This window comes from Chryseobacterium defluvii, assembly GCF_003634775.1.
Lineage (GTDB): Bacteria > Bacteroidota > Bacteroidia > Flavobacteriales > Weeksellaceae > Chryseobacterium > Chryseobacterium defluvii.
The window spans coordinates 20,638-42,904 of sequence record NZ_RBXB01000001.1 but is presented as its reverse complement, the minus strand read 5'-3'; the positions used below and the strand labels follow the sequence as shown (position 1 = coordinate 42,904).

General features: G+C 35.7%; 22 protein-coding genes. 14 read left to right on the top strand and 8 right to left on the bottom strand.

The genetic code is table 11. The features are described 5' to 3' along the window. The first annotated feature begins 69 nt into the window (after positions 1-69). From BCF58_RS00215 to BCF58_RS00195, 5 genes are all read left to right on the top strand, one after another. Positions 70-861: a hypothetical protein gene (locus tag BCF58_RS00215; RefSeq protein WP_121459803.1), complete on the top strand. Its 792-nt coding sequence runs from the start codon at positions 70-72 to the stop codon at positions 859-861. A gap of 202 nt (positions 862-1,063) precedes the next feature. Next, complete coding sequence (locus BCF58_RS00210) at positions 1,064-1,843, top strand: DUF6759 domain-containing protein (RefSeq protein ID WP_121459802.1); 780 nt, start codon at positions 1,064-1,066, stop codon at positions 1,841-1,843. 77 nt (positions 1,844-1,920) lie between these two features. Next, complete coding sequence (gene trmB / locus BCF58_RS00205) at positions 1,921-2,598, top strand: tRNA (guanosine(46)-N7)-methyltransferase TrmB (RefSeq protein WP_121459801.1); 678 nt, start codon at positions 1,921-1,923, stop codon at positions 2,596-2,598. A gap of 177 nt (positions 2,599-2,775) precedes the next feature. Further along, entirely contained in the window at positions 2,776-3,426 is a 651-nt protein-coding gene (locus tag BCF58_RS00200) for a DUF6759 domain-containing protein (RefSeq protein WP_121459800.1), read from the top strand. A gap of 33 nt (positions 3,427-3,459) precedes the next feature. Next, complete coding sequence (locus BCF58_RS00195) at positions 3,460-3,918, top strand: DUF6759 domain-containing protein (protein WP_121460998.1); 459 nt, start codon at positions 3,460-3,462, stop codon at positions 3,916-3,918. Between the two features lie 99 nt (positions 3,919-4,017). Here the strand turns inward: BCF58_RS00195 and rpsB are convergent, their stop codons facing one another. The 3 genes from rpsB to rplM all read right to left on the bottom strand — a co-directional run bounded on the left by rpsB (position 4,018) and on the right by rplM (position 5,830). Then, a complete protein-coding gene (rpsB, locus tag BCF58_RS00190) occupies positions 4,018-4,779 on the bottom strand; it encodes a 30S ribosomal protein S2 (protein WP_121459799.1) in 762 nt (253 codons plus the stop codon). A 203-nt stretch (positions 4,780-4,982) separates the two neighbouring features. Next, positions 4,983-5,369 (bottom strand): 30S ribosomal protein S9, encoded by a 387-nt coding sequence (gene rpsI, locus BCF58_RS00185; protein WP_121459798.1) that lies wholly within the window; start codon positions 5,367-5,369, stop codon positions 4,983-4,985. Positions 5,370-5,374: 5 nt separating this feature from the next. Further along, positions 5,375-5,830 carry a 50S ribosomal protein L13 gene (gene rplM, locus BCF58_RS00180; protein ID WP_121459797.1) on the bottom strand — a complete coding sequence of 152 codons (456 nt, stop codon included), beginning with the start codon at positions 5,828-5,830 and terminating at the stop codon, positions 5,375-5,377. 324 nt (positions 5,831-6,154) lie between these two features. On the opposite strand from rplM, the gene BCF58_RS00175 reads away from it, so the two are divergent. Beyond that, positions 6,155-7,261, top strand: coding sequence for a DUF3667 domain-containing protein (locus BCF58_RS00175; protein ID WP_121459796.1), 1,107 nt, complete (start codon positions 6,155-6,157; stop codon positions 7,259-7,261). Here the strand turns inward: BCF58_RS00175 and BCF58_RS00170 are convergent. After that, a complete protein-coding gene (locus tag BCF58_RS00170; protein ID WP_121459795.1) occupies positions 7,258-7,590 on the bottom strand; it encodes a hypothetical protein in 333 nt (110 codons plus the stop codon). The two genes, BCF58_RS00175 and BCF58_RS00170, sit on opposite strands and share 4 nt — an antisense overlap. 184 nt (positions 7,591-7,774) lie before the next feature. On the opposite strand from BCF58_RS00170, the gene BCF58_RS00165 reads away from it, so the two are divergent. The 6 genes from BCF58_RS00165 (at position 7,775) to BCF58_RS00140 (ending at position 15,876) form a co-directional block, all read left to right on the top strand. After that, on the top strand, positions 7,775-11,122 hold the full coding sequence (locus tag BCF58_RS00165; RefSeq protein WP_121459794.1) for a methylmalonyl-CoA mutase family protein: 3,348 nt from the start codon (positions 7,775-7,777) through the stop codon (positions 11,120-11,122). 91 nt (positions 11,123-11,213) lie between these two features. Continuing rightward, on the top strand, positions 11,214-12,080 hold the full coding sequence (locus BCF58_RS00160) for a hypothetical protein (RefSeq protein WP_121459793.1): 867 nt from the start codon (positions 11,214-11,216) through the stop codon (positions 12,078-12,080). Positions 12,081-12,140: 60 nt separating this feature from the next. Beyond that, a complete protein-coding gene (locus tag BCF58_RS00155) occupies positions 12,141-12,851 on the top strand; it encodes a Dph6-related ATP pyrophosphatase (protein WP_121459792.1) in 711 nt (236 codons plus the stop codon). Positions 12,852-13,149: 298 nt separating this feature from the next. Then, on the top strand, positions 13,150-14,025 hold the full coding sequence (locus tag BCF58_RS00150) for a C1 family peptidase (RefSeq protein ID WP_121459791.1): 876 nt from the start codon (positions 13,150-13,152) through the stop codon (positions 14,023-14,025). A 162-nt stretch (positions 14,026-14,187) separates the two neighbouring features. Next, positions 14,188-15,339: a serine hydrolase domain-containing protein gene (locus BCF58_RS00145; RefSeq protein ID WP_228434695.1), complete on the top strand. Its 1,152-nt coding sequence runs from the start codon at positions 14,188-14,190 to the stop codon at positions 15,337-15,339. A gap of 9 nt (positions 15,340-15,348) precedes the next feature. After that, the gene (locus BCF58_RS00140; RefSeq protein WP_121459790.1) at positions 15,349-15,876 is read left to right on the top strand and encodes a 2'-5' RNA ligase family protein; all 528 of its coding nucleotides are present in this window, start codon (positions 15,349-15,351) and stop codon (positions 15,874-15,876) included. Between the two features lie 57 nt (positions 15,877-15,933). Here the strand turns inward: BCF58_RS00140 and BCF58_RS00135 are convergent, their stop codons facing one another. Together BCF58_RS00135 and BCF58_RS00130 are read right to left on the bottom strand one after the other, a co-directional pair. Next, the gene (locus tag BCF58_RS00135) at positions 15,934-17,295 is read right to left on the bottom strand and encodes a T9SS type A sorting domain-containing protein (RefSeq protein ID WP_121459789.1); all 1,362 of its coding nucleotides are present in this window, start codon (positions 17,293-17,295) and stop codon (positions 15,934-15,936) included. Positions 17,296-17,297: 2 nt separating this feature from the next. After that, positions 17,298-17,786 carry a hypothetical protein gene (locus BCF58_RS00130; RefSeq protein ID WP_121459788.1) on the bottom strand — a complete coding sequence of 163 codons (489 nt, stop codon included), beginning with the start codon at positions 17,784-17,786 and terminating at the stop codon, positions 17,298-17,300. Between the two features lie 101 nt (positions 17,787-17,887). Here BCF58_RS00130 and ruvC point away from each other — a divergent pair, with 101 nt between their 5' ends. After that, entirely contained in the window at positions 17,888-18,442 is a 555-nt protein-coding gene (ruvC, locus tag BCF58_RS00125; protein ID WP_121459787.1) for a crossover junction endodeoxyribonuclease RuvC, read from the top strand. 22 nt (positions 18,443-18,464) lie between these two features. On the opposite strand, the gene BCF58_RS00120 is transcribed toward ruvC, so the two are convergent. Continuing rightward, the gene (locus tag BCF58_RS00120; RefSeq protein ID WP_121459786.1) at positions 18,465-18,875 is read right to left on the bottom strand and encodes a hypothetical protein; all 411 of its coding nucleotides are present in this window, start codon (positions 18,873-18,875) and stop codon (positions 18,465-18,467) included. A 140-nt stretch (positions 18,876-19,015) separates the two neighbouring features. After that, positions 19,016-20,905, bottom strand: coding sequence for a zinc-dependent metalloprotease (locus BCF58_RS00115; RefSeq protein WP_121459785.1), 1,890 nt, complete (start codon positions 20,903-20,905; stop codon positions 19,016-19,018). Between the two features lie 228 nt (positions 20,906-21,133). On the opposite strand from BCF58_RS00115, the gene BCF58_RS00110 reads away from it, so the two are divergent. Beyond that, positions 21,134-22,204 carry a DUF4407 domain-containing protein gene (locus tag BCF58_RS00110; RefSeq protein WP_121459784.1) on the top strand — a complete coding sequence of 357 codons (1,071 nt, stop codon included), beginning with the start codon at positions 21,134-21,136 and terminating at the stop codon, positions 22,202-22,204. The last annotated feature ends 63 nt before the right edge of the window (positions 22,205-22,267 follow it).

Below are 22,267 nucleotides of genomic sequence, written 5' to 3'. Positions count from 1 at the left end.
ATTTTAACCACTTACAAATAACGTGAATATGCATAAATTGGGGTATTCTGTGTAATTTTGCCCTAATATATGAAGAAACTTATAACTCTTTTTCTATTGGTTTTTATAGCAAAGATCAATGCACAAATATACTCCGGTGAAGTATTTCTAAGGGATAACTCCACTTTATATCTTAACCAGGTATATGTTACCAATCTTAATACTCAGAAAACAGTTTTAACGGACTATAACGGGAGCTTTACTATTCAGGCCGGTCCGGGCGACATTATCCGTTTTACTTCCATTGTTACTGAAAGGAAAGACATTAAACTTTCTGCACCCATGTTCGGAGTCCGGAATTTTATTGAGTTAAAAGTTGCCTATCAGGAAATTCAGGAAGTCGTAATCAGTAGATTTAAGCCTACCGGTAACTTAAGATATGATGTAAATTCACTGAAAAAAGAAGACAAAGGGCTGGCTATTAAAAAAGTAATCGGTCTTCCGGAGCCAAAAGGTGACGGTACGCCGCCGGAACTTCCTGTTGCCGGATTGAGAGATGGAGGATTGACTATAAGTATCGAAAGTATTTATGATATTTTATCGGGTGAGCGCAAGAAAAAACAGCGATATGTTGCTTATGAAAAAATGAGCAGCTCCATCATTCAGATTAAAAACTATCTGGGGAAGGAGTATTTCTTGAAATTTAAAATCCCTGAAAACCTGATTGACAATTTCCTTCAATTTGTTTATACATCGGAAAACATACAACCTTATATTGTTGCAGGTAATTTTGAGGCCATAAAAATCCCTATTGAAAAATATTTACCTATTTATCAGAAACGGCTCAGAAACTCCCATCTTCAAGAGGTTATAAATCAATAATATGCATATGTTGTCTGAAGGAGAAAAATAACGATTTATTACAGTATATTTTCTTCAAAAAAAGTAAAAAAACATATATATTTCCTATCTCATCTATAAGTGTTTAAAATAAAAATAAAATAATCTCGTTTAGAGGTAAACACTAATAACCAAAACACCAATTAGAGAAAAAAGGCTCTATTTTTAACTTAGATATTAGTGAATGAAAAAACTAGTTTTACTCTTTAGTACCATTTTATTCTTTAATCTTTCTGCCCAGAAAAAGGATAAAGATTACAGTAACATTTTAAAAAGCAAGAACATTTATGAGATCAATGCTTTTTTAAGGGATGCCCATCCGGATGACCCACGCAGGTCTGTGCTCAAGCCAAAAGTGATGGATATGATGAAAGAGTACATCAAAACAGCCCATCCTGCCGATCAAAAAGTAAAACAGATGCAGGAAATGCTTGCTTTATTAAAAAGAAGACCTTCCACAAAGATCACTTTTGATGAAATGAATGCCATTATCAAACAAAAGCAGATCGCTAAATATAAAGCAGAATTAGCAGCAAAACAGTCTACCGTGCAATATACACCAAGCAATGCACAGAATGTTTTTGTAGCTAATACTGCCTCTACTTCCAGTACGGCAGCCATTCCGGATGCTGAAGCCGAAGAATTCAATATGCTGATGAGTGTTTCTCCTGTGGAGCACAAGAATAAGACAGTGAAAATCCTCAACTCCTTATTTGATAACGATCCGTACAGCAAAGAATGTATCGTCCTCATTGAAAACAAATCCGATTGCAATATCATTGTAAGAATGGAAGGTGTAGGAAATACGAAATACAGACTGGCTGTTCCTGCCCATAATGATAACTCTATTGTGGTACAGAAAGGAGATTATCTTTTCACGAGTCTTGTTTGTGGTGCTCAGTATGCTTCCCAGAAGACCATTCAAAAGCCTCTTATGGTAGCTTTGGGATCTTCAGGAAAATAATACCCTTCCTACTCTGAATTAAAAATGAGGCATATAGGTTATTTTTTCCTATTTTTGCAGCATTTTATAACTTATTCATGGGTAAAAATAAATTAGCAAGATTCGCAGAAAATAAATTACTTCCAAACGTTATTCAACCTACAAGAGAAGAGGCACTAAAGGGCTTTGAACTTAAGGGAAAGTGGAGATCTGATTTCTTTAAAAATAACAATCCTATCGTTCTTGAATTAGGATGTGGAAAAGGAGAATATTCTGTAGGACTTGCCAAAACATTTCCTGAAAAGAATTTTATCGGGATCGATATTAAAGGGGCCAGATTTTGGTTTGGAGCCAAAGAAGCAGTAGAAAACAACATGACTAATGTGGCATTCTTAAGAACACAAATAGAATTGGTAGACTGCTTTTTTGATGAAAATGAGGTAGATGAAATCTGGATTACCTTTCCTGATCCGCAAATAAAATACAAGCGCACAAAACACAGGCTGACCCATCCCGATTTTTTAAACCGCTATAAAAAATTCCTTAAACCAGGGGGAATTATTCACTTAAAGACAGATTCTGAGTTCCTACATGGTTATACGCTGGGCTATCTGCAGGGGGCTGGTTACGAAATTATCACTGCACATCACGACATTTATGGTGCCCCGGAATATGATCCGGACACTCCGCATCTCAGAGACATTAAAACGTACTATGAAGAGCTGTTCTCTGCTAAAGGAAAAACAATAACCTATATAAAATTTCGAATTAAATAATAAACACAACAATGATGATAAAATTATTTTCAACTTCTAAAAAAAATTTCAGTACAAAACTTACAGACTAGGTGAAACTTCACTAAAAAGATACGGGTTGTAATTTTACAACCCCTTTTCTGTATATTCCTATAAAACACAAATAAAAAATAAGGATTTTATATAAAACGATTATTTATGAAAAAAAGTTCTCTGATCATTTCATTAGTACTCATGTTGATTTCATGTAAAACGAATACGAATAATATCACCAAAAACTCTGACAATATCCTGGAAAGTAAAAACATTCAGGAAATCGAAAAATTCCTGGAGACCTCACCTCCCGATGATCCGAGAAGAAGTGTTTTAAAGCCTAAACTGATCGCTTTAAAAAATCTGGAATGGACAAAAGGTAAGAAAAATGCCAAACCGATGGAAGCGAGGCCTGTTATTTCTGAGATTCCAATCAACGCAAAAAGAAATACCAATCCGGCAGAAGCGGAAGAATTTAAGCGGCTTATTGCCTCAACATCAAAAGAACATAAGGATAAAACAGTAAAACTTCTGAATGCTATGTTTAACGAAGACATCACCAGTAAAGAAGTTATTCTTTTATTTAAAAACCAGTCGGATTGTAATTTAGTCGTAAGAATTCAGGGAAAAGATTTCTATCATATGGCAGTTCCGGCCAAAGGTGAAAATTTTGTGGTAATCAACAAAGGAGCATATACTTTAACGAGTAACGTTTGTGATGTTTTATACTCTTCTAAAAAAGATATTAAAAAGAGTATTGTTTTAACCATTAACAACCCCATACCGGGGAACAAAACAATCTTAGGAAAAAAATAAAAAGACTACTTTTACGTTTAACAAAGTATGAATATGAAAAAGCTATTTCCTTTTTCCTTAGCTCTTATTACCTTACTATTGGATAGCTGTGGAAGCGTAAACTACAATACAAAATATCCGGAAAGAAAACCATCTTCCCCGTCATTCAATACAGGAAGCAGCACTACTCCTGCAGCTCAGGTAGAAAGAGAATATCAGACTTTAATAAAAACGTATAAGCCGGAAACGGCAGAGGTTTTAACCGATTTGTTGAACGACTCTTCAGACAGCCCGAAAACATCCATTACAGTGGAAAATAATTCCCGCTGTAATATGGTTTTGACGATAAGCGGTAATAATTATTTCAAAAAAATCCCGATTGGAGCTAACAAAATAGGAAGTGCAATGGTTTTAAAAAATCAAAATTATAATCTCTCCGGAATGATTTGCAATTCGGTCTATCAAAAAACAAAATTTATTACCTCTCACTATAGTATAAAGCTTTCGAATTAAGTAAAGACAATTATATTTTTAAAGTGTCCTTACCATATTAAAATAAAAAACCGCTAAACAAGTTTAGCGGTTTTCTTATTGTTAAGATAAAATCTTCAATTATTCAGCATCGAAGTCAGCATCTGTATCAGCAGATACCTTCTCTCCTTCTTCTTTAGATTTTTCTTTGTCTGCTTTTCTTTGAGACTGTCCTTCTTTGATAGATTCAGCAACAACGCTTAAAATCATATCAATAGACTTGGAAGCATCATCGTTTCCTGGGATAACGAAATCTACTTTTCTAGGATCAGAATTCGTATCAACAATACCAAAAACAGGAATACCAAGTTTCTTAGCTTCTGTTACAGCGATATGCTCTCTTAAGATATCTACTACGAATACTGCAGAAGGAAGACGAACCATGTCCGCAATAGAACCTAAGTTCTTCTCTAGGTTAGCTCTTTGTCTGTCTACCTGAAGTCTTTCTTTTTTAGATAAAGTTTCGAACGTACCGTCTTTTTTCATTTTGTCGATAGAGTTCATTTTCTTTACAGCCTTTCTGATCGTAACGAAATTCGTTAACATACCTCCCGGCCATCTTTCTGTAATATAAGGCATATTAAGTTCAGAAGCGTGTTTTGCAACTACTTCTTTCGCCTGCTTCTTAGTAGCTACGAAAAGAACTTTTTTACCTGCAGAAGTTAATTTTTCCAAAGCGCTACAAGCTTCATCCAATTTAACCGCTGTTTTATGTAAGTCTACAATGTGAATACCATTTTTCTCCATAAAAATGTATGGAGCCATATTTGGGTTCCACTTTCTCGTCATGTGACCGAAGTGTACACCAGCCTCTAAAAGGTCTTTTACATTTGCTTTTGCCATGTTTTCTGTTTTTGTTAGTTTACTTTCCGCTTTTTAGGCAATCAACAACTTCTTTAGATGGGAGAAGTGTTTGGATGCTAAACGTAACGGGCAAAGTTGCTGTCGGCTTTTGTAGTTAACAATAAGCTTTCCAGCGTTTTGTTAAAATAAAATTTAAATTTTTCATGTAAGCTAATAGCATAATGCCAATAGCCAAACGCATTTTAACGTTTAGAGAACTGGAATCTCTTTCTTGCTTTCTTCTGACCCGGTTTCTTTCTTTCAACCATTCTTGCATCTCTTGTAAGTAAACCAGCAGGCTTCAATGCTAATCTGAACTCAGCATTGATTTCGCATAAAGCTCTTGAAACACCTAATCTGATAGCTTCTGCCTGACCTGTATTTCCACCACCGAAAACATTTACGGTAACGTCATACTGACCAACAGTTTCAGAAAGGATGAACGGTTGGTTCAATTTGTAAACCATCACGTCTGTAGAGAAATATTCTTTAGCATCTTTACCGTTTACTGTAATGTTACCAGTTCCTGGCTTTACATAAACTCTTGCTACAGAGGTTTTTCTTCTTCCGATTTTGTGAACTATAGACATATTAATTATTTAAATTCGTTAACATTAATTGTTTTAGGCTGTTGAGCTTCATGCTTATGCTCAGTTCCTTCATATAGATAAAGGTTTTTAAGCAATGCAGATCCTAATCTGTTTTTTGGAAGCATTCCTTTTACGGATTTTTCCAATACTTTTAAAGAATCTTTCTTTTGAAGTTCAGCAGCAGTCATAGACTTTTGACCTCCAGGATATCCTGTATGCCAGATGTAAGTCTTGTCAGCCCACTTATTTCCGGAAAGGGTAACTTTCCCAGCGTTCAAAACGATTACGTTATCACCACAATCTACATGGGGTGTAAAGTTCGTCTTGTGCTTACCTCTCAAAATCTTTGCAACCGTAGAAGCCAGTCTTCCTAACGGTTGTCCTTCAGCGTCTACCACAACCCATTCTTTATTAGCAGTAGCTTTGTTCGCTGAAACAGTTTTGTAACTTAATGTATTCACACGTTTTAGTTAAAGATTAAACATAATTTTCCCCTAAAAGGGTGTGCAAAGGTATAAATAATTTTTGGAATAGGAAAACATATTTTATTTAATCTCTTGAAGACAGGCTAAATGATGGCATTCTAATAGTCTTTATCTATAATAATTCCCTGATACTAAGATTTATAAATATTTCAAAGGTCTAAACGTAACAAACAAGTGAGAATTCCTTTTTGAACAACTTATTTATATCATAATATTATGACAGAAATTAAATTAATTTAATTTCAAAAATCTCATTTTTTTCATGAAATAATTATATTTGCTACAAATCCTTATAAAACTATGAGCCACGGAAAAATACGGGAAGATAAGACATGTCTTAACTGCGGACATCATGTAGAGGAAAGATTCTGCCCTCACTGCGGGCAGGAAAATATTCAGCCTAAACAACCTTTTTATTACCTGTTTACTCACTTCATTGAAGATTTTACACATTACGACGGTCAGTTCTGGAAAACCATCAAATATTTATTGTTCCGCCCCGGAAAGCTTACCAGAGAATATCTTGCCGGAAAAAGACAAGCTTATGTTGCTCCCGTGAAACTGTATATTTTTGTAAGTTTTATTACTTTTTTCCTCCCTTCCCTACTTGTGAGCTCTGAAGAAGAAACTAAAGAGCAAGACAAAACACATGCTTCTAAAGAAATTGAAAAAGAAAAAAAGAAAGCACAGGTTGCTCAATTCACAGATAGTTTGAAACAGGAACTTTCTAAAGAACAGTTAAAAAAAGATAAGAAAGCTGATAAAGATTTAAAAGTCACCGAGATCAATGGAAATGATATTGAAATTGATACATTCGGCGAAACTAAAGACGGAAAGATAGGTGTCCTCGGAGCAACAAATATGAAACAATTTGATTCACTGTATGCTAAGAGTATTAACGATCAACGTGTTTTTGATTTCATGAGACCCTTTGCCAAAAAGGTATTTCATATGCAGGAACAGGGCATGAATAAAGATCAGATTTTCGATAAATTCCAGGAAACACTTGTACATACCCTTCCAAAAGCCTTGTTTGTTTATCTTCCGATTTTCGCCTTCTTTCTTTGGATTTTTCATAATAAAAAGAAATGGTGGTTTTTTGACCATGGAATTTTCACGCTCCATTATTTCTCCTTTTTGTTATTAGGAACTCTTATTTTAATATGTTTTGATTGGATAACGGATTTTTTACCTGATTTTTCTGTCTTGAACCTCTTAATTATATTAATTTATTTAGCATCCCTTCTTTATATGTCCTTCTATTTCTTTGTAGCCCATCACAGAGTATACGAAAGCTCAAGAAGTGCAAGCATTTTCAAAGGATTATTTTTATTTGTAATCAATTTTATTGGATTATTAATCATGCTTCTTATTCTGGTATATATAAGCTTCATGATGATGCATTAATCCCGCAGTGTCTTATTTGCTCTAAAGCTTGCAATTAAATAATAGGCTACAAAAACCGTGGAAAATTTCAGCACGGAAGGAATTGCCAATTCAAGATTAAATAATAAGGCCCCGATCAGAACTAAAATTCCCATGGCTACAAAAGACAAACCTAATTTTTGTGGCAGCGTGAAGTTGGGCGTATCCAGATAGTAAGCAACTCCCCAGGCAAAACCGAAAGCGATGGCATAATATAGATCAAGCCCTATATTTTCTGAACTGTAAAAGAAATAATTAATCAAAAAACTTAAAACCGTCCCTAATGCAAAATATAACAGCGCTTTTTTCATACCCTATATAATATGAGGCAAAAATAAAGAATTTAGTTATCATTCTAAATGAATGTTGGTTCATTGGATAAACAGCCCATGAATTAATTTAATATAAACACATAAGAATCAATATTTTATACTAAAACTAAAGGTTGCTATTTTATTGTTATATTTGGGAATTCAGAAATTTTCTAGATTTTTTATGGAAACCCAAAAATATACTCCTAAAAACAAAGTAAGGATTGTAACAGCAGCATCGTTATTTGACGGTCATGATGCAGCCATCAATATTATGCGTCGTGTGATCCAGGGAACAGGATGCGAAGTGATCCATCTTGGACACGATAAATCAGCAGAGGAAGTTGTAAATACAGCAATTCAGGAAGATGCTAATGCGATAGCCCTAACCTCGTATCAGGGCGGGCATAACGAATATTTCAAATATATTTATGATCTTCTGAGAGAGAAAAACTCTCCACAGATTAAAATCTTTGGCGGCGGAGGCGGTGTTATCCTGCCTGAAGAAATCAAAGATTTGATGTCTTATGGTATCGACAGAATTTATTCTCCGGATGACGGAAGAGAATTAGGGCTTCAGGGAATGATTGATGATTTGGTTAAAAGATCAGATTTTGCTACAGGCCAAGATGTTACTGCAAAAGACCTGGATTCAATCCAATTTGAAAACCCGACAAGTATCGCTCAAATCATTTCAGCAGTAGAAAACTTTTCAGACGAAAAACCTGAACTGGTAAAAGCTATTGACGAAAAATCAAAAGATTTAACAATCCCGATTATCGGTATCACAGGTACAGGTGGTGCAGGAAAATCTTCATTAACAGACGAATTGGTAAGACGTTTCTTACGCTCCAATACAGATAAAAAAATTGCCATCATTTCTATTGACCCTTCTAAAAAGAAAACAGGAGGTGCACTTTTGGGAGACAGAATCCGTATGAACGCAATCAATGACCCAAGAGTGTATATGCGCTCTATGGCGACCAGAGAGAACAACGTGTCCGTTTCCCCTTTCATTCATTCAGCTTTGAATGTGTTGAAACTGGCTCATCCGGATGTAATCATTCTTGAAACTTCAGGTATTGGACAATCCGGTTCGGAAGTTTCAGATTTTGCAGATGTTTCCATGTATGTAATGACTCCTGAATATGGAGCTTCCACACAGTTGGAAAAAATTGACATGTTGGATTATGCAGACCTGGTAGCTTTAAACAAGTCTGATAAACGGGGAGCTTTAGATGCGCTACAAGCCGTAAGAAAGCAGTTCCAGAGAAACCATCTTTTGTGGGAAAATCAATTGGAAGATATGCCGGTATATGCCACAAAAGCTTCTCAATTCAATGACCACGGAACTACTGAGCTTTACAACAGATTAGTTTCAAAAGTGAATGAAAAGTTCCCGGGATTAGACCTGCAAAATTTTGTTGAACAGGAAATCAATGAGGAAGTAACGATCATTCCTCCAAAAAGAGTCCGTTACCTGTCTGAAATTGTTGAAAACAACAGACAATATGATGCAACCGTAGAAAAGCAGGCTGAACTGGCCAGAAAAATGTACCATATTGAAGGAGTAAAGAATTTCATTTCAGGAGAAATTCTGGAAGCCGAATATCAAAAAGCGGAGAAAGAGCTTCAGCAGGAAAACATCGATTTCCTTAGAAACTGGGAAGACACTAAAAAAGCATTCCATTCCGAGTTTTATTCCTATTTCGTTCGCGGAAAGGAAATTAAAGTTGAAACCTCAACGGAATCTTTATCTCACTTAAGAATTCCAAAGATTGCTCTACCTAAATATAACGATTGGGGAGACCTGATCAAATGGAAAGGACAGGAAAACCTACCTGGAAGCTTCCCTTATACGGCAGGAATTTATCCTTTCAAAAGAACAGGTGAAGATCCGACAAGGATGTTTGCCGGAGAAGGAGGCCCTGAAAGAACCAACAGAAGATTCCACTATGTTTCTGCAGAAATGCCTGCAAAACGTTTATCCACAGCTTTCGACTCTGTAACATTGTATGGACAGGATCCTGCCTTACCACCGGATATTTATGGTAAAATCGGAAATGCAGGGGTTTCTATCGCTACGTTGGATGATGCTAAAAAACTCTATTCAGGATTTGACCTGGTGAATGCATTGACTTCTGTTTCGATGACAATCAACGGACCTGCACCAATGTTATTAGCTTTCTTCATGAATGCAGCCATCGATCAGAATGTTGAAAAATATATTATTGAAAACAAGCTTGAGGATAAAGTTGAAGCTGTTTTAAAGGCAAAGTTTGATGACAAAGGGTTGGAAAGACCAAAATATAACGGAGAACTTCCGCCATCCAATAATGGTTTAGGGCTGAAATTATTAGGAATCACCGGAGATGAAATCATTCCGGCAGATGCTTATGCTGAAATTAAAGCCAAAACCATCGCCACGGTTCGTGGTACGGTTCAGGCAGATATTTTAAAAGAAGATCAGGCACAGAATACCTGTATTTTCTCTACTGAATTTGCACTTCGTTTAATGGGTGATGTTCAGGAATATTTCATTAAAGAAAAAGTAAGAAACTTCTACTCTGTTTCCATTTCAGGATACCATATTGCTGAAGCAGGAGCAAACCCTGTTTCTCAGCTGGCATTTACATTGGCGAATGGTTTCACATATGTGGAATATTACCTAAGCCGCGGAATGGACATCAATGATTTCGCACCTAACTTGTCTTTCTTCTTCTCCAACGGTATCGATCCTGAATATTCAGTAATCGGACGTGTCGCAAGGAGAATCTGGGCAAAAGCTATGAAGCTTAAATACGGTGCCGATGAAAGAAGCCAGATGTTGAAATACCACATCCAGACTTCCGGACGTTCCCTTCACGCTCAGGAAATTGATTTCAACGACATCAGAACTACACTTCAGGCATTATATGCGATTTATGATAACTGTAACTCTCTTCATACCAATGCATACGATGAAGCGATTACAACACCTACGGAAGAATCTGTAAGAAGAGCAATGGCGATCCAGTTGATCATCAATAAAGAATTAGGATTGGCTAAAAATGAAAATCCGCTTCAGGGGTCATTCATCATTGAAGAGTTAACGGATTTGGTGGAAGAAGCGGTTTATGCAGAATTCGACAGAATTACGGAAAGAGGCGGTGTTCTTGGAGCGATGGAAACCATGTATCAGCGTTCCAAAATCCAGGAAGAATCTATGCATTACGAATGGTTGAAGCATACCGGAGAATATCCTATTATCGGGGTGAATACATTCTTAGGAAAAGACGGTTCACCAACGGTATTGCCTGGAGAAGTGATCCGTTCTACGGAAGAAGAAAAACAAGCTCAGATTGATACGCTTCACAACTTCCAAAAAGCTAATGAAGGTAAATCTGAACAGGCGCTTAGAAAACTTCAGCATGCAGCCATCAACCAGCAGAACTTATTTGAGGTGATGATGGATGCCGTGAAATACTGCTCTTTGGGACAAATTACCAATGCTTTATTTGAAGTGGGTGGTAAGTACAGAAGAAATATGTAATCTATAGTAGAACATATATAAATTAAACCTCAAGGAATTTTCTTTTGAGGTTTTTTCGTATTTTTATTTTCAATGAAAATTCATCATAACCATGAAAAAAGAAATTCAGATCCAAAGTCCTTGCGAAGAATCATGGAATGCCATGCAAAGTGTCTCCGGGGGCAGGTTCTGTGATCTATGCTCCAAGAAGGTTTATGATCTTACTGATAAAACAGATGAAGAAATTCAATCCATATTAGAATCCAATGAAGCAATTTGTGGAAAAATACAGTCAACGAGATTATACACTCATCAGGAAAAATTAAAGCCCAATTATAACTTTTCCCAATTTCCATTCAGGAAAATGGCCAGTGGAATTTTTTTAGCGGCTATGTTTACTTCAAATCTGAACGCTCAACAGAAAAAAGATACAATGCGTTCCCAAGAGATCATGGGAATTGTTGCCGTTATCCCGACCCCTCGTGAAGATACGGACTATTACCGATCCAAAAAGAAACAAATACAATTTAGATATTCAGGAAGTAATGATATACTGGGACAATATTATTTTATGAGTATGCTTACACTTTCAAAAAAATACAGTTCGGATTATTCAGGTAATTATATTGATGTGCCCGAAGATTATTTAGGATTAAAAAATATTTTTGTTCTTGAAACCCCAAAAGATCAAACCGGGTACAATAACAATCAATTCTTCTTTATTATTAACAAAAATAAGATAACGGAAGACAATACTTTAGAGATCAACCTAGACAAAGCAAGAAAAACGGAATTTAGATCCAAGGATAAAAGGCCTTTATATTTTTTAAATGGTGAAGAAATTTCACAAGAGGAATATGAAAAACGAAAAAACAATTCTCACATAAAATCTTATTTTCTGTCCGAATTGTATGCCCGGGAAATATTAGGTGAAGAATACAATCTAGATGATGGTGTTATTTTATCATACACCGATTAAATAAGCAAATCTCTTAATAGCAATGAGAGATTTACTTATTTTCGCAGAACAATTACCTCAATGAAACCAAAAGCCATCTTCAACTGGAGCAGCGGAAAAGATTCTGCACTTGCATTATACAAAACTTTACAAGAGGAAAAATTTGAAGTTACATCTTTGCTGACAAGCATTAATAAGGAATTTCAAAGAATTTCTATGCACGGTGTTCATGTTTCGTTGTTGGAAAAGCAGGCTTCAAGTCTGGGAATCCCTTTAATTAAAATGGAGCTTCCCAAAGAACCTTCCATGGATGAATATCGTGAGATCATGAGTAAAACAATGTACTCTATACAATCTGAGGGTGTTACTCACTCTATTTTTGGAGATATTTTTCTGGAAGATTTGCGTGCTTATCGTGAAGAACAGTTAAGGAAAATAAGGATGGAAGCTGTTTTCCCGCTTTGGAAACAAAATACAATAAACCTCATTCATGAATTTTTAGACCTTGGTTTTAAAACTATTGTTACCTGCGTTAATGAAGCTTATCTTGATAAAAGTTTTGCAGGAAGAATCATTGACAAAGATTTCATTGCTGATTTACCTGAAAATGTCGATCCTTGTGGGGAAAACGGGGAATTTCATACGTTTACTTTTGATGGCCCAATTTTTAAAAAACCTGTCCGGTTTGCAATAGGGGAAACCGTAAAGAAAATGTATCCGAGACCCAAATCAGATAATGATGAACAAGAGGAAGATTATGTCTTCTGGTTTTGTGATCTGATTTCAAAATAATAACTGAAAAATTTTCCCTGGTTATAAACCAGACATCAGGAAATACTATTTTTGATTTTTAAACCTTATATCAAAATAAGAATTATAAATTTCATTTTTTATTGAAATTTATAATTTAATTTCAATAAAAACATCCCATCCCGGAAGTTCAAATATTTCCCTATTTAGGAAAAAAATAGTACCGCACAAGTAAGTATTAATACATTAAAAATCAATCATTTAACATAAAAAAATTTTTATTCATTTTTTGATTTATATCTTTATATTTGTCTTACTTATAACAAATAAAATACTTATTATGAAAACAAAATTATCAGTATTATCTTTAGGAGTATTACTTCTTTTTTCCTGTTCTGATGAAAACATCACAACACCTGAAAATCAGGAGCAGGAACCTCAAAAACATTATTCTTTAGGAGCCAAGCTAGTGGATGAAAATACTTACAACTCATTTCAAAAAGTGGATATTGAGGCCTTAACCCTTCAATTAAAGGGAAAAAGTCTTTCAGAAGCAAAAACCAGTCTTCCGGGAAGCTATACTATCACAGGATCATCCGTTGGAGACCAGGGAAATGAAGGTTCATGCGTAGCCTGGGCTACTGCCTATGCTGCCACCAGTGCTCTTGAACTTAATTATAAAGGAGTTACAGAGTCCAGAAGCCCGGAATATGTTTATAATCAGATAAAAGTGGGGGCTTGTTCCGATGGTTCCTATGTTAAAGACGCGCTTAACCTGATTAAAAGCCAGGGTGTATGCAGTTGGAACGAAATGCCTTATACTGATGTAGAATGTTCCACCCAACCCAATACTACTCAAAAAAGTGCTGCCAGTACTCATAAATTTACTAACTGGGCAACGGTAAACAAATCTGATATTACCGGTGTAAAAACTCTTCTTAGCATGAATCTTCCGGTTATTATTGCAGTAACAGTAGACACCAGTTTCTATAATATGGCGTCAACGGGATGGATATGGAAAGCTCATTCCGGCAGAACTTACGGAGGACATGCCATTTGTGTGATAGGATACGATGATGCTAAGCAGGCATTTAAGGTGCAAAACTCTTGGGGAACTTCCTGGGGGCAAAATGGATATTTCTGGATAGATTATTCCTTCTTTGCAAAAACCCAGAAAGGAGCTATTAATGAATCTTACGTAGCTTACGTTCAATAAATTGACCTCTTACAAGCGGAAAAACTGAAGCCATCTGATCAGATGGCTTCAGTTTTTTTAACCATTCAATTTTTTACCCAAGAAATGTCTTTAGAGAATTTTAATTAATCTCCCTTTCAAATTTTATCCTTTTTCACTATTTTTAGCATAATCTATCTACAAATGCAGAAAAATATTATTCAAACCCTGACTTTATTATTTATTATCACAGGTATAACTGCGTGTAAAAACCCATACACATCCGCTCCTCAAAAAGTTATCGACAGAAATGCTGTCGTGGATTCTACCGTTACCGCTTTTGAAAAAAAGCTTCTGGAACAGCAAATCGATTCCGTGTTCAAAAAATATAATTTTAACGGAAGTGTCGCTGTTTTCAAAGACTCTGTTGAATTATACCGAAAAGTAAACGGATATTCCGATTTTAAAAATAAAACGCAGATTGACAACAATACCATTTTTGCGATCGGTTCGGTAAGTAAACAATTTACAGCCGTTTTACTACTGCTTCAGATGGAACAGGGAAAGCTGAACCTAAATGATAAAGTTTCAAACTATATAAAGGAATTTCAAACTAAAGAATATAAAGATATTACCATCCACCAGCTTTTGAATCACACTTCGGGGCTTAATACTATTGGGGGAAAGCTCATGTTTAAAAGCGGAACAGATTTTTACTACTCTAATGACGGGTTTAATACATTAGGTAGAATAATAGAAAAAACTTCCGGGAAAAGCTATGATGAAAATGTAATGGACCTTTTCAAAAAAACTGGCATGAATCATTCTTCTACGGGAACTCTATTTGAAGGGACTGATTTTGCCGGCGCCTATATCGGAAGTGCAAAGAAATTTGAAAAAATACAGAACATGCCGAAAAGATTAGGCAATAAAGAAATCGGAATTCCGGCAGGAGGCATTCTTTCGGGAATTCAGGATTTGCATATCTGGAATCAGGCCCTTTATGGAGGGAAAATATTAAAACCTGACACTTTTCAAAAGTTTATTTCTAAAAGTGCTGAAAGACATCATCCGGTTTTTGGTAAAATGGGATATGGCTACGGAATCATGACGAATATCGGAGAGCCTACCGTTTATTTTCACAGCGGATACATAAAAGGCTCCCCTTCTCTCAATATTTATTATCCTGAAGATAAAACTTCAGTGATTATTTTATCCAATATTGCAGATGAAGAAAAAGGAAATGCCTTCAAACCGTATGTTGAAATAAAGAAAATTACAGATGCCCTTGAAAACGCCGTAGCGGGTATGAAAAAAGACAAAAACAAGCCTGCCGGTAAAGAGCAATCTTCGTAACTTTATCTTATGACAAAGTTATATTTCATCGCTATTTATCCACCTCAATCTATCATTGATGAGGTAAGGGTTTTTAAAGCAGATCTCGCTTTGCATTATAATAATTCCAAGGCATTAAAAAATGAAGCGCATATAACTTTATTTCCGCCCTTTTCACGTGAACTCGAACTGGAAAATGATATTCTTGCAGCTTTTGAAAAAATCGACACCAATATTCCTCCTTTTGAAATTATCCTTAACGGTTTCGATGGGTTTCCCAATAAAGAGAATCCTGTTCTGTATATAAAACCTGAAATTAGTGACCCGTTGAAGGATCTTTTTCATAGAGTGAAGCAGCAATTCAAATTCGGGAAGTACTCTTTTAATCCTCATATGACAATTGGATACCGGAATCTGACATTTGATAATTACTTAAAGGCAATGGAGAACTATAAGGACAAGGAATACAAAACTAAATTTTTAGTTGATAAAATTTCACTTCTTCGCCATGAAGGAAATTGGATTCAGATTGCTGAGAAAAAATTAACCGGAAACTAATTATTACCCATAAAAAAATCGGCCCGAAGCCGATTTTCCTTATTTAATCACTTTTACTTATTCTTTAACTATTTTATGAGAAATAATAAGTTCTTTATTTTCGGTTACTCCCAATGTGTAGGCTCCGGGAGTCAGATTATTTATATCTACAAATAATGTTGATGAATCTTTCATCTCAAACCTTACCGGAATCATTTTTCCGGACCCATCATACAGAGAAACTTTCACATTCTTTGAAAAATCTTTTTTCCCTTTTATATACAATTCCCCGTTGGTTGGATTCGGATAAATACTGAATCTTCTTTCTTCAGCTTTGATCTCAGAAGTTCCAAGAGTAGATTTATTCAGAGTCCAGGTAACATTGGTAAAGTGAACGGTACTGTGATTAGTAACTAATAATAAAGGATTGTTATCGGTTACAGAAAAGAGTAAGGTATTATTTCCCGTATTCAACTGACTTGGCGTAATGGTAATTGAATTTCCTGTTCCGGCAAGCGTTGTTCCGTTCAATGTCCAGCTATTGACTAATGTATTTGGGATTGGCAGTATTTCATTAACTGTAAAAGTAACATCGGCATTGGCATTTACCGTGCTGCTATTGGCAGGAGTGAAAGAATCTACAGGCGATACTAATGTATGTATCTTCTCAATAATAGCTTCTTTGCATACAGAGCAGAATTGCTGGTTAAGATACCTCATCTCACAACTCTGATGCGGGCGGAACCAGGCAGGGCTTTCTGCATGAGGATAAATACCAACATTATTTGTGCCCACCCAGTTTTTCCATTTAATAGTAGCCGGATTTGAATTCTGGGTTTTATTAGCTGATTCTCCTGACCCCGAAAACCAGTATTCATCAGCAAGCTTTCCAAAAGAATGCCCCAATTCATGGACTACAATCTCATTGGCCGAAGCATTTAAAGAGGCAAAGGCATAAGTTCCCCCACAACCGCCGTACTCCGTAGAATTTCCAAGTATATAAGTAATGTCATAATCGGGAAGGTTGGCGGCAAGCACTTGTGCCACAGTATTAGTTGTATTACTGTAGATGCAACGGTGAACACCGAAATCAAAACTTGATCCTAAATAATTATTAGGATTGGTAACCGGAATTACAGGCTCTGCGACATCTGTTGCCGTTCCCGGGTGCTTTACTCCTGTTTCATTAGAAATCACCTTGATAGCATATGCATTAAAGTAATTTTTATATTCTGTATAAGGGCTTTTTGTAAAAAGGTAATTGACCGTATTCTGTGCAGAAGTGACAAAATTGGGTAATTGTGCAGCTGTAAAACCGTCTCCTAAAACCGCAATATTAATTCTCTTGTCATTGCTTCCGTTTTGTAAAAGAGCTACCGTTTCAAAAGTCTGAGAGAAACAAAAGCTACTGAGCAGTAAACAAAATATAGTTTTTTTCATGATTAAAGTTTTTGTGTGAATAGTAATTGGGTTCCTCCTTTAGTGATTTTCTCAATTTTTACCATGGCAATACTTCCTGAATGAGAATATCTTATACTGAATTCAGCATTTTGAAGAGTCATTTTATTTCTGCTGATTCCGTCTTCATAAACTTCCATTTCGGGATGCAACGGGTCTTTTATCAACTGTTTTCCAACTTCTTTTCCGCTTGAATCATGCAAAGAAATAATATAATCTCCGACATTGGCTGAACCTCTGTCAAAAGCAGGCTCAAGCTTGAGTTTCCCGGGTGACATTTTTTTACCTTGTAAGGTTATTTTTTCCTGACCGGAATTGCTTTTTTCCACTTTAAAGAAAAGATATACAATCTGACTGTCTTTTTCAAAGTAGCTTTCGGCTTCAACTCCTTGTTTTTTCCCTAAATAATTAACTGGCAACGAATTACCTAACACAAAAACGGGAAGAATAAAAAAGCATAATAGATTTTTCATGTTAATTTTTTCTTGAAGTTAAGAAGTTTTTCTGAAAAACAGATTCGTTTTATTATTTTTTCTTCCGGTAAGTGAATGAGGAAAGTTATATCTTTGGACCAATGATTTCAGAGAAGATTATATTAGGAATTGATCCCGGAACTACTATAATGGGTTTTGGTATTATTTCCATTAAAAAAGGGAAAATGGAAATGGTTTCCATTCATGAGCTTATGTTAAAAAAATATCCGAACCATGAAACCAAACTTAAATATATTTTTGATAAGACACTGGCTCTGATTGATGAATTTCACCCTGATGAAGTGGCATTGGAAGCCCCATTTTATGGAAAAAATGTACAAAGTATGCTGAAACTGGGTCGAGCTCAGGGAGTAGCAATGGCTGCCAGCTTACACAGAAATATTCCCATTACAGAGTATTCTCCCAAAAAAATAAAAATGGCAATTACCGGCAACGGAAATGCGAGTAAGGAACAGGTTGCGGGAATGTTGCAAAATCTTTTAAACCTAAAGGAGTTCCCTACTAAATACCTGGACGCATCAGATGGACTGGCAGTAGCAGTTTGTCACCATTTCAATTCAGGAATGATTGCAGAATCAAAATCATATTCAGGCTGGGACAGCTTTCTGAAACAAAATCCGGATCGGATAAAATAACACGGATCCGGACTTCTTTTCATTATTTACTTTTATATTCAGAAGGCGTAACGGTAAAATCGGCTGTACGTTTGCCGTTCTTATCATAATAAATATATTTCAATGTTACATCATTGTCTCTGAATTCCTTCAGATCTTCAGATGTTTTTATGGCATTTATCGCTTCCTGTTTAGCTTCTTTTTTAAAATCATTGATTTGTTCTTCGGAAACATTTTCTTTCACATCTCCCAATAAAGTATAATTGTATTTAAAAATTTTATCAGGCTCTGAAGAAACACTGTCTAAGCGGATCATATCGTTAAGAGTCTGCGGAGTAAGCTTATTCATACTGGCAGCAGCTTCCTTAAGTTCCATATCTACTGTTTTTTCTTTTTTACATGAAAAGAAAAATAACAGGATAGTCACTACTGAAAATCTTATTACATGTTTCATAACTCAAATATTTTATAATTGGATATTAAAGATAAGACTATTTTAATAAATGAAATAACTCCCTGTTTACCAATAAAATAAAAAGCCGTAAAAGTGAAATTTTACGGCTTTTTGATATTGTTTTAGAAATCTATAAAAGATTAGTTATTTAAGAACTTCTTTGAGCCTTTAGAATAATTGATGATATAAGTGCCTCTCGGCAATTCATTGGTGATCTGAACTTCATTTGATCTGGATTCACCTTTTTGGATCAGTTTTCCACTCATATCGAAGATTTGGTAATCTCCAAAAGTCTCATTTCCGTTTCCAACCAGTTTAAGTTTATTTTCTCCCTTCACATAAACGATTTTAGTGTCGGATTTTCCTTTTACTTCAGAAGTCGACAATACGTCTAGTACTTTTACAGCATAATCTTCCATTTGCCCGTACTGTAACTGAGAACAAGCATCGAAGTCAGGAAGCATAACAGCGTTGAAAGTTGCCGCATCCACTGCCACCCTCATTCTTAAATAAGTGTTTTTCACTGCTGAAGACGGAGGAGTTATATTACTTGTAAGTGTTACTGCAGATCCTGCATTTAAATTCGAAGATACGGTATTGGTAACTAACTCACCAGCTTCAAAAGCTCCATTGTTATTATAGTCAATCCAAACTTTTATTCTGAATTTATCCGCTTGCGGAAATCCGTTCATGAATGAAATTTTCAACGGTGTCGTAGATGTAGCTGAAATATCTGTGTAATAAGCAGGTCTAATACAGGTTGCATTAGCATAATCAGCATAATAAATAGGGGAAGCCTCATCAGAATCATATCCGTTGCTCATACTGTTTATTGTTCCGAAAACAACTCTGTATGGTCCTATTGCATAATTATTATTGATATCATTCACGATTCCGGCCGGATTACATTGAGCAGGAATTACAGTAACCGGAGACGGGATTATGGCAGCAGGATCTTTAGCCCCTAAAGAATTAAGAAGATTTTTTCTGTAATCCATCATCATTAAGACAGCCCTGTCCCTTTGTCCTTCCGTAAACTTACGTTCCACGCTTGTGTAATTCATAATGTTATATTGTGTACCATCGAAGTTTTGCCCCGTACATGGATCAATGCTAGAATTACTAGGTACGCTAACGCCATACATACTTCTTGAAGGTGATGTATCACAAACCAAATCTCCATCTGTAGCACAGTTATTATTTACCGGACAACTTGTCTGGTTCGTATAAGCTACTCCCTGGAAGGTATGGTATAATCCAAAAGCATGGCCTAATTCGTGAGTAAGTGTAGTATCATTTTGATTTTTAATGGTTGCTACTTTCATAAAGCTTTCATAATCGTAGTCATATGCAGTAGGAAACATCGCATATCCCATTAAACCGTAAGATAGCTGCTGCTGTCCGTCAAACCCGATAACGACATAAATATTAAAGTATGAATTCTCCGGCCAGTGCGGGGCAAGCTGATTTTTAATATCATAATCATTTACACCACTTGAGCTGGACATTTTCACCCCTCTTGTATCGTATAATGGCATCGTACTTCCGTTATATCTGATAATCCCGGTTGTTGGTAAACAGTTGGGAGATCTTTTAGCCAAAACAAGTTTAAATGGCATTACGGCCCCACCCGTTGGCCCTGATCCTTCAGGATAAAAACCATTCCCGTAAGTTGTTGCATACATGCTGTTGGCTCTTGCAATCCAGTCTTTGATTTCCTGATCTGTTACAGTCAGGTTACTGTTTGCTGCTGCCGTAGATTCAATAACGTGGACTACAACAGGAATTTCATAGGTTTGCCCTGTATACAGCCCATTCCATGAAGAAGTTGCTCCAACCTTATTAAGATAAGATTGCTTATCCAAATTACTGATGTGGGTATCCGCTTCTAATCTTCTCTTTTTAAAATCAGGATTTCTGTCATCCATTTTTCTCATCAGAATATCAAATCCACATTCTTTACCATGCGAATCCTGAGAAAATGCATTAATAAAAAACATTAATAGAAAAATTGTACTGATTCTTTTCATTTATTTACTTTTTTTTAAAAAATTTCGTGCAAACCTATCACTTTTTTAAAGAAAACTAAAATTAGAAGTCATAAAATATTAAAAAAAAGTAAACTAAGTTTCAATTAAAAATTAAAATAATTGATTTTCAATGATTTACACAAAGCAAAATACATACTTGGCAAAACATAATACTATCTTTAACAATGGTACGATTTTTAGTATTACTTTTGTATAAATTTTCATTGCATGAAAAATACTCAACAAACTATAAATCAGGTAAATCATTCTATGAATTGGTTTCAGAAGTTTCTGCTGGTATGCTCCGGAGGAAACATCCATATTTTAAGGAAGACACCTAGTGAATGGAACAAGTTTGCCGGAATCGGGGGAATTGTTCTTTTTACAGCTGTTTTTGCTACACTTTCCGCAGGCTATGCCATGTACACTGTATTTGATAATATCTGGGCATCGGTTGGCTTTGGAATTTTATGGGGATTAATGATCTTTAATCTTGACCGGTATATTGTGTCTTCAATAAAGAAAACCGGAAGTTGGGGAAATCAGGTTTTAATGGCTATTCCGAGGTTGGTTTTGGCTACTTTTTTAGGAATTATCATTTCTAAACCTCTTGAGCTTAAAATTTTCGAGAAAGAGGTGAACAAACAACTTAATACCATTATCCAGAGAAATAAAAAGCAACTTCAGGCAGAAATGAGCGGACGGATACTACAGCAAAGCGGTCCGTTTGAAACGGAGAAAAAACAAATTTCAGATAAAATAGCTCAATATCAGAAATCTTATGACTCCGCATCCGTAGAACTGGAAAAAGAAATTTTGGGAAAACAATCCGGATTAACGAGCGGAAAAGAAGGCTTTGGACCAAATGCGAAGCGTAAGCAGGAGCTTAAGGAACAAAGGCGACAGGATCTGGAGAGCTTCCAAAAACAGTCTGCACCAAGATTGGAATATCTGGATAAAGAAATTTCAAAAGTGTATACCAACCTGGAAACAGAAAGAAAGTCTACAGAAACTTTTGAAGATAAATTTAACGGTTTTGCAGCCAGATTACAGGCTTTGGATGAGTTGGGGAAAAACTCGGCCATTATAGGCTTAGCCGCTGCCTTTATTATGGGACTGTTTATCTGTCTTGAAATTTCACCGGTGTTGGTAAAGCTTATTTCTTCAATAGGACCTTATGACTATCTTTTGGAAAAAACAGAAAATGACTTCCGTTTGTATTCAAAAGAGAAAATCGAAAAAGGCAACGCCCTAACGGATTACCGGATTGAGGATTTCAAAAATAATCTCCGGAATTAAATCTCGTATTTCAACATAATTAACCTTTCAGTAAATCCTGAAAGGTTTTTTTGTTTTATCGTT

Excerpts from the sequence above, each read along its gene's own strand:
- BCF58_RS00215 (WP_121459803.1), top strand. The coding sequence starts at position 70 with ATGAAGAAACTTATAACTCTTTTTCTATTGGTTTTTATAGCAAAGATC.
- BCF58_RS00210 (WP_121459802.1), top strand. The coding sequence starts at position 1,064 with ATGAAAAAACTAGTTTTACTCTTTAGTACCATTTTATTCTTTAATCTT.
- trmB (WP_121459801.1), top strand. The coding sequence starts at position 1,921 with ATGGGTAAAAATAAATTAGCAAGATTCGCAGAAAATAAATTACTTCCA.
- BCF58_RS00200 (WP_121459800.1), top strand. The coding sequence starts at position 2,776 with ATGAAAAAAAGTTCTCTGATCATTTCATTAGTACTCATGTTGATTTCA.
- BCF58_RS00195 (WP_121460998.1), top strand. The coding sequence starts at position 3,460 with ATGAAAAAGCTATTTCCTTTTTCCTTAGCTCTTATTACCTTACTATTG.
- rpsB (WP_121459799.1), bottom strand. The coding sequence starts at position 4,779 with ATGGCAAAAGCAAATGTAAAAGACCTTTTAGAGGCTGGTGTACACTTC.
- rpsI (WP_121459798.1), bottom strand. The coding sequence starts at position 5,369 with ATGTCTATAGTTCACAAAATCGGAAGAAGAAAAACCTCTGTAGCAAGA.
- BCF58_RS00175 (WP_121459796.1), top strand. The coding sequence starts at position 6,155 with ATGAGCCACGGAAAAATACGGGAAGATAAGACATGTCTTAACTGCGGA.
- BCF58_RS00170 (WP_121459795.1), bottom strand. The coding sequence starts at position 7,590 with ATGAAAAAAGCGCTGTTATATTTTGCATTAGGGACGGTTTTAAGTTTT.
- BCF58_RS00165 (WP_121459794.1), top strand. The coding sequence starts at position 7,775 with ATGGAAACCCAAAAATATACTCCTAAAAACAAAGTAAGGATTGTAACA.
- BCF58_RS00160 (WP_121459793.1), top strand. The coding sequence starts at position 11,214 with ATGAAAAAAGAAATTCAGATCCAAAGTCCTTGCGAAGAATCATGGAAT.
- BCF58_RS00155 (WP_121459792.1), top strand. The coding sequence starts at position 12,141 with ATGAAACCAAAAGCCATCTTCAACTGGAGCAGCGGAAAAGATTCTGCA.
- BCF58_RS00150 (WP_121459791.1), top strand. The coding sequence starts at position 13,150 with ATGAAAACAAAATTATCAGTATTATCTTTAGGAGTATTACTTCTTTTT.
- BCF58_RS00145 (WP_228434695.1), top strand. The coding sequence starts at position 14,188 with ATGCAGAAAAATATTATTCAAACCCTGACTTTATTATTTATTATCACA.
- BCF58_RS00140 (WP_121459790.1), top strand. The coding sequence starts at position 15,349 with ATGACAAAGTTATATTTCATCGCTATTTATCCACCTCAATCTATCATT.
- BCF58_RS00135 (WP_121459789.1), bottom strand. The coding sequence starts at position 17,295 with ATGAAAAAAACTATATTTTGTTTACTGCTCAGTAGCTTTTGTTTCTCT.
- BCF58_RS00130 (WP_121459788.1), bottom strand. The coding sequence starts at position 17,786 with ATGAAAAATCTATTATGCTTTTTTATTCTTCCCGTTTTTGTGTTAGGT.
- ruvC (WP_121459787.1), top strand. The coding sequence starts at position 17,888 with ATGATTTCAGAGAAGATTATATTAGGAATTGATCCCGGAACTACTATA.
- BCF58_RS00120 (WP_121459786.1), bottom strand. The coding sequence starts at position 18,875 with ATGAAACATGTAATAAGATTTTCAGTAGTGACTATCCTGTTATTTTTC.
- BCF58_RS00115 (WP_121459785.1), bottom strand. The coding sequence starts at position 20,905 with ATGAAAAGAATCAGTACAATTTTTCTATTAATGTTTTTTATTAATGCA.
- BCF58_RS00110 (WP_121459784.1), top strand. The coding sequence starts at position 21,134 with ATGAAAAATACTCAACAAACTATAAATCAGGTAAATCATTCTATGAAT.